The organism is Jiella pacifica (assembly GCF_010500815.1).
Taxonomy (GTDB): domain Bacteria; phylum Pseudomonadota; class Alphaproteobacteria; order Rhizobiales; family Rhizobiaceae; genus Jiella; species Jiella pacifica.
Genome location: NZ_JAAAMG010000054.1, coordinates 1 through 5404, shown reverse-complemented (window position 1 = coordinate 5404; position 5404 = coordinate 1). Strand labels below are relative to the sequence as shown.

The 5404-nt window shown below is 63.0% G+C and carries 7 protein-coding genes and 1 pseudogene; 5 read left to right on the top strand and 3 right to left on the bottom strand.

The window, feature by feature from the left end:
* Positions 1–122 precede the first annotated feature (122 nt).
* From GTK09_RS26935 to GTK09_RS26925, 3 genes are all read right to left on the bottom strand, one after another.
* The gene (locus GTK09_RS26935) at positions 123–1154 is read right to left on the bottom strand and encodes a competence protein CoiA family protein (RefSeq protein WP_163466461.1); all 1032 of its coding nucleotides are present in this window, start codon (positions 1152–1154) and stop codon (positions 123–125) included.
* A 179-nt stretch (positions 1155–1333) separates the two neighbouring features.
* A complete protein-coding gene (locus GTK09_RS26930) occupies positions 1334–1534 on the bottom strand; it encodes a PDDEXK family nuclease (RefSeq protein WP_246218162.1) in 201 nt (66 codons plus the stop codon).
* Positions 1535–1656: 122 nt separating this feature from the next.
* A complete protein-coding gene (locus tag GTK09_RS26925) occupies positions 1657–2589 on the bottom strand; it encodes a LysR family transcriptional regulator (protein WP_163466460.1) in 933 nt (310 codons plus the stop codon).
* A gap of 89 nt (positions 2590–2678) precedes the next feature.
* Between GTK09_RS26925 and GTK09_RS26920 the strand changes: the two are divergent.
* The 5 genes and pseudogenes from GTK09_RS26920 to GTK09_RS26900 form a co-directional block, all read left to right on the top strand.
* Positions 2679–3694: pseudogene (locus GTK09_RS26920) on the top strand (NADP-dependent oxidoreductase).
* Between the two features lie 28 nt (positions 3695–3722).
* Positions 3723–4025, top strand: coding sequence for a putative quinol monooxygenase (locus GTK09_RS26915; RefSeq protein WP_163466459.1), 303 nt, complete (start codon positions 3723–3725; stop codon positions 4023–4025).
* A 130-nt stretch (positions 4026–4155) separates the two neighbouring features.
* Positions 4156–4551: an IS66-like element accessory protein TnpA gene (gene tnpA / locus GTK09_RS28260; RefSeq protein WP_163466458.1), complete on the top strand. Its 396-nt coding sequence runs from the start codon at positions 4156–4158 to the stop codon at positions 4549–4551.
* Positions 4548–4895 carry an IS66 family insertion sequence element accessory protein TnpB gene (gene tnpB, locus GTK09_RS26905; RefSeq protein ID WP_163466457.1) on the top strand — a complete coding sequence of 116 codons (348 nt, stop codon included), beginning with the start codon at positions 4548–4550 and terminating at the stop codon, positions 4893–4895. The genes tnpA and tnpB overlap by 4 nt, the downstream gene beginning before the upstream one ends.
* Positions 4896–4967: 72 nt before the next feature.
* Positions 4968–5404, top strand: a 437-nt coding sequence (locus GTK09_RS26900) for an IS66 family transposase (RefSeq protein ID WP_203561236.1), incomplete at its 3' end; no start/stop codon positions are given.

Sequence of the window (5404 nt, the reverse complement as noted above, 5' to 3'; positions counted from 1 at the left end):
GCAGCCGGGAACCATGGATATCTGAAGCATGCCTTCTCCACCGCATCATCTGCGGTGTCAGAAAGAGTCGCAAAGCCTCATGACCACACAATCTGCGGAAGAGCCGGGAAACCGGGACCACCTCAGAGATCTGGTTGGAACTTGGTGAGGGCCTGCTGGACGATGCCTCGTGCAACGGCCCCGTAGTCCGAGTTCAGGAACGCGTTAACCTGACCGACGACGTTCTCGCTACCTCGACCGACCGGTCTGCCCGCTTCCAACGCGATCAGGACGTTCGCCGTTTCGGCGAGTGACCAGCGTTCGTCGTCGCCTTCCGGAACAATGTTGGCACGGGTTGCCAGTTCGTCGAAGGCCACTTCGGACAGTTGCAGGCGACGTCCTACAGCGGCCATCCAACGTTCCTTCAAATCAAGTGACCATAAATAGGGATCGAGATCGGATAGACCTACAATGTCGACATCGAAACCACCGTCTTCGGGTCGAACTCGAAAGCGTCGCAACGATATCGCGTTGTCGTTACGGCTGCGTGCCAGCACCGCGTCGTCCAGCGAGAATAGGGTATCGATGTCCGCAGAGATAAGGTCCCAATACCAAGCGTTCGTATGGCTCTGCGGATCGAAGCCCCATGTCACCCAAAGCAGCCTGGTCCCCGCGGTCGCGTAGAACCGTCCCCGTTCTATAAGCCGATGGACCGTGATCGGAGCGGTCTGAACCTCGAACACAAAGGCACGGCCCTGAGCGGTCAGGTATAGGTCCGGGAAGCGCCCGCGAAAGGCCGACACCGCAGCGGGGAGGTAGCGTTCCCGGCGGATCGAGTTTGAATCCACCCAACGATCGACGCGCGACATCGTCTCCAGTTCGTCAAGGATGCGGTGATGGAGCGCCCCCTCCTGGCGACCGCGATACAGGCGAGCGTCCAGTTGGTCGTAGGTCAATCTCGTCCCCATCAGAGGGCAATACCGACCAGGATCCGCAGGATCGGCGAGGTGGGCCCAAATCGGTCGGCGAGTCACGTCCAGCTTCGGCCAGAGTCGCTGTCCGCATTCCTCGCACCAGAACGGCTCGCTTGCGTTGCCGACCTGCGCCACGACCGCCTCGTGTCGCATCTCGTGCAGTCGATGACGGGAAAGTTCCTCCAGCGCCTTCTGGCTCATCACCCCGCCGTCACGACATTTGGCGCGTCGGATCGTAGGTCCCATGCGTTCGCTCTTCCGTCCGTGAGTTACCATGCTACAAAACGAGGAATTCGTGGAGTTGGGGTCTGGTCGAGAAAGGTCTTGGGTCTTACTCACCAGCGCCTCGACGTCCTTCGTTCCGCATTCTCAAACCGTCATCACCTGCCATCCGGCGACCTCGAGATCGCGGATGTCCGCGCATCGCAGGCGACGTTCATTTCGAACTTGTCCTGCCAGAAGTCGATGCGCGACTTGGCAGTCGTCGCTTTCCTGCAAGCCGGATGACGATGCCAGAAGCAGCCCTGGACGAACACGACCTTGCGGTGAAGCCCAAAGACGAGATCCGGTCGGCCGGGCAGATTGCGGCCGCGGGCCGAAAGGAGACCGGCAGATTTCGGACACGACCTGCGGAAAAGCTGCCGATCGGCAATCGACCCGTTCCGGCCGGTTCAAACGTAAGAACTCCGCCGGCATGCAGACATCATTCCGTATCGAGCTGACGCATCCGCTCCCGGAAGGATGCTTGCAACGCTGTCAGGAATGCACGGACGGCCGGATTGGTGCGCCGACTCTCTGGCCACAGCGCAGTGACGTTGTCTCGTTCGACGGCAAAATCGGCGAGCACAGGGACGAGCTCGCCGCGGGCGACATAGGGCGCCGTAACGAACGTCGCCGCCATTCCAATCCCCCCACCCGCGGCCAGCACAGCCACGATCGCCTCGCTGACATCGAGTGACAGGGACGAGTCAGGCGTCCTCTCGGCCACTCGCCCTGCGATCCGGAAGGGCCACCGCAAGACCTGCCCCGTGCTTTGATAGCGCAAAAGGACGGTGGCGTGTTCAGCCAGGTCATTGGGGTGCTGCGGCGTCCCGCGCGTTGCGAGATAGGCCGGCGACGCAAAGCAGCACAACCGATGCGGCGCGAGCCTGCGCGACACCAGCCGGGTATCTGGAAGTTCACCGATCCGGACCGCGACGTCAATTCCCTCACCAACCAGATCAACCAGATGGTCGTTCAGCCGCAGATCGACGCTGACCTTTGGATGTTCCTGGCAAAATGCCGGCAGCATAGGGGCGATGACATGCATGCCGATTGGCAGGGAAGCCGTGATCCGCAAGGGGCCCGACGGTTCCGTCCGCGCTGCCAAAGCCGTCTGCCCGATCTCCTCGGCATCGCGCAACAGACTGACGGCGCGCTCGTGCAGGTCGCGTCCTTCCGGCGTCAGAGTCAGCGAGCGGGTCGTGCGTGTGAAGAGGGAAACCCCGAGCTGTTTCTCCAGGCGCTGGACACTCTTGCTGACCGCCGAGGGTGAGATCGACAGCGCATGGGCTGCCGCTGTGAAGCTGCCGAGCGAACCCGCTCGCGCAAAGGCTGCCAACCCTGTCAGCCGTTCCAACGCCATTTGTTCCTTCATGGCACAACAGAAGCGGCATTGGCCCAAATAATCAAGAGCTACCCCTTCGACTACATTGAGCGCAGTCCAACCAGCGAAGGCAGCGATCCATGAGCAACACAATGAAGGCGATCCGCCTCCACGAATTCGGCGAACCGGACGTGCTCCGTTACGAGGATGCCCCAAGACCCAAGCCGAAAGCTGGCGAGGTCCTGGTGCGGGTACGGGCCGCCGGCCTCAATCCGCCCGACTGGTATCTCCGGGATGGCTACCGCTCGCTGCCCTCGGAGTGGCAGCCTCATCCCGTCTTTCCGCTGATCCTCGGTTCGGACATTTCGGGCGTCGTTGAGAGTGTCGGCCAAGGCGCCGGAGGGTTTTCTCCCGGCGACGAAGTCTACGCCATGGTCCGCTTTCCCGCGGATGTGATGGAGGGCAGCAAAGCTTACGCTGAATATGTCAGCGTGCCCGCCTCGGAGCTGGCGCTGAAGCCTGGGGGCATCGATCATGTACACGCAGCGGGCGCGCCCATGTCGCTCCTCACCGCATGGCAGTTCCTGATCGATCTCGGTCACGAAGAGCCGAACCCGTTCCAACCCGCTCCCCATGTCCCGGTGCCCTTGCCGGCAAGACGGTGCTGATCAATGGTGCGGGGGGCGGCGTCGGACATCTGGCCGTGCAGTTGGCGCGCTGGAAGGGTGCTCGCGTCATCGCCGTTGCCTCGGGCAAGCACGAAGCGCTTATGCGTGATCTCGGGGCCGATCAGTTCATCGACTACAACAAGACCTCGGCCGACACGGCCGTCCACGACGTCGATCTCGTATTCGACACGGTGGGCGGCACGGCGGCGTCCCGCTTCCTGAAGACGATCAGACGCGCCGGCGCACTGTTCCTGGCGTTCCCGCTCGGGTTTGACGCACAGGACGAGGCGGAACTTCTCGGCATCACCGTGTCGTCGACGCAGGTCCGCTCCAGCGGCGCACAGCTCAAGAAGGCCGCGCCCCTCCTCGATGACGGAACCGTCCGCGTCGTGATCGACAGCACCTACCCGCTTGCCAGTGCCGCCCGGGCACATGAGCGGGCCGAACAGGGAAGCATTCAGGGCAAGATCGTGCTCGTCCTCGAGTGAACCGGTCGATTGCTGAGGAGAGACCGTCATGCTGATCGTAATCGGACAAATTCACATCGTCGACGCCGATGTCGCGGCCTTCCTTTTCGAGATGGCGACGTTCGGCGACGCCGCCCGCGCTCGCGACGGTTGCCTGTTCTTCGCCGTCGCGCCCGAGAATTCCAGCGCCGGGCGAATACTGGTCGTCGAACGCTGGCGGGATCAGGCTGCACTCGACGCTCACCTGGCTGCCGAGGATACGGCAGCCTTCGTCGCGCGGTGGGGAAGCCGCATGGAAAGCGATGTCGCCAAATTCGACGCCGCGAACGAGCGAGAGCTCATGGGGCCATAGCCATCATATAGCGATTACAATTTCCCTCAGTCCTTTGCCGGAAGCGAACGGAAGCTTCCTCGCCTTCTTCGTACGCCTACGGCGGAGACCGCCTTGCGGGGTTTAGGTTTCGCGCTTGAAAACAGTGCGTATGGACAGGAATACGCACAGAGCCTTTGAGCGGCTTGAGATCGTCGAGACGGGGCGGCGTCGTCGCTGGAGCGACGAGGAGAAGCTGAAGATCGTCATCAAGAGCATGGCATGCCCGCGGCTGGTCTCGGCGACGGCCCGGCGGTACGGGATATCGCGCTCGCAACTGGCGACGTGGCGGCGGACGTTTCGAGACGCCCCAGCCGGACCGGATCTCGTGCCAACGTTTGTTCCTGCGGTGCTCGCACCGGTATCGGAGTTGCCGAGGCAAGGGAGCGTGGCGACGTCCTCTCGCATGGAGATCATCCTGACGTGCGGGCGACGGATCGTCATCGACGCCGGTGTCGATCCCGAGGCTCTGGCGCGGGTCATCGCCGTTGTGGATCGGCGCCGATGATCCCGGTTCCGAGCGGGGTGCGGGTCTGGCTGGCGACGGGGCATGTCGATATGCGTAAAGGCTTCCCGGGCCTGTCGCTGATGGTGCAGGAGGTGCTGAAGCGCGACCCGAACAGTGGCCATCTGTTCTGCTTTCGTGGCCGTAGAGGCGACCTTTTGAAGATCATCTGGCATGATGGCCAGGGCGCGTGCCTTTATACGAAGAGGCTTGAACGGGGGCGCTTTCTCTGGCCGTCGGTCGCGGATGGCGCGGTGACGATATCCCCGGCGCAACTGGGCTATCTCCTGTCCGGAATCGACTGGCGCGCTCCGCAAGAAACCTGGAGGCCGACGTCGGTGGGATAGGCGGAAAGGCTTGCGTCGCAGGGGTTTTGTGGCAGAATCGGCTTTGTCACGAACTGCTTCGGACCTTCCGCCATGGCCGCCCTGCCGGACGATATCGCCGCCCTGAAGGCCGCGCTTGCGGCGGCCGAACGGCGTGCCGATCGGGCGGAAGCCGAAGTGGCCAACAGAAGGGCGAAGGCCTCGCACGCCGAAGCCTTGATCGCGCATCTGACGCTGGAGATCGAGAAGCTCAAGCGCGAGCTCTATGGGACGCGTTCGGAGAAGAAGGCGCGTCTCATCGACCAGTTGGAGATGCAACTCGAGGACGCCCAGGCGGCCGCGACCGAGGACGAGCTTGCCGCCGAGCAGGCCGCGGCGAAGACGACGGTCGTCGAGGCCTTCACCCGCAAGCGCCCCTCGAAGAAGCCGTTCCCGGAGCATCTGCCGCGGGAACGGGTGATCGTGCCGGCGCCGACCTCTTGCTCGTGCTGCGGTTCGGCTCGATTGTCGAAGCTCGGAGATGCCATCAC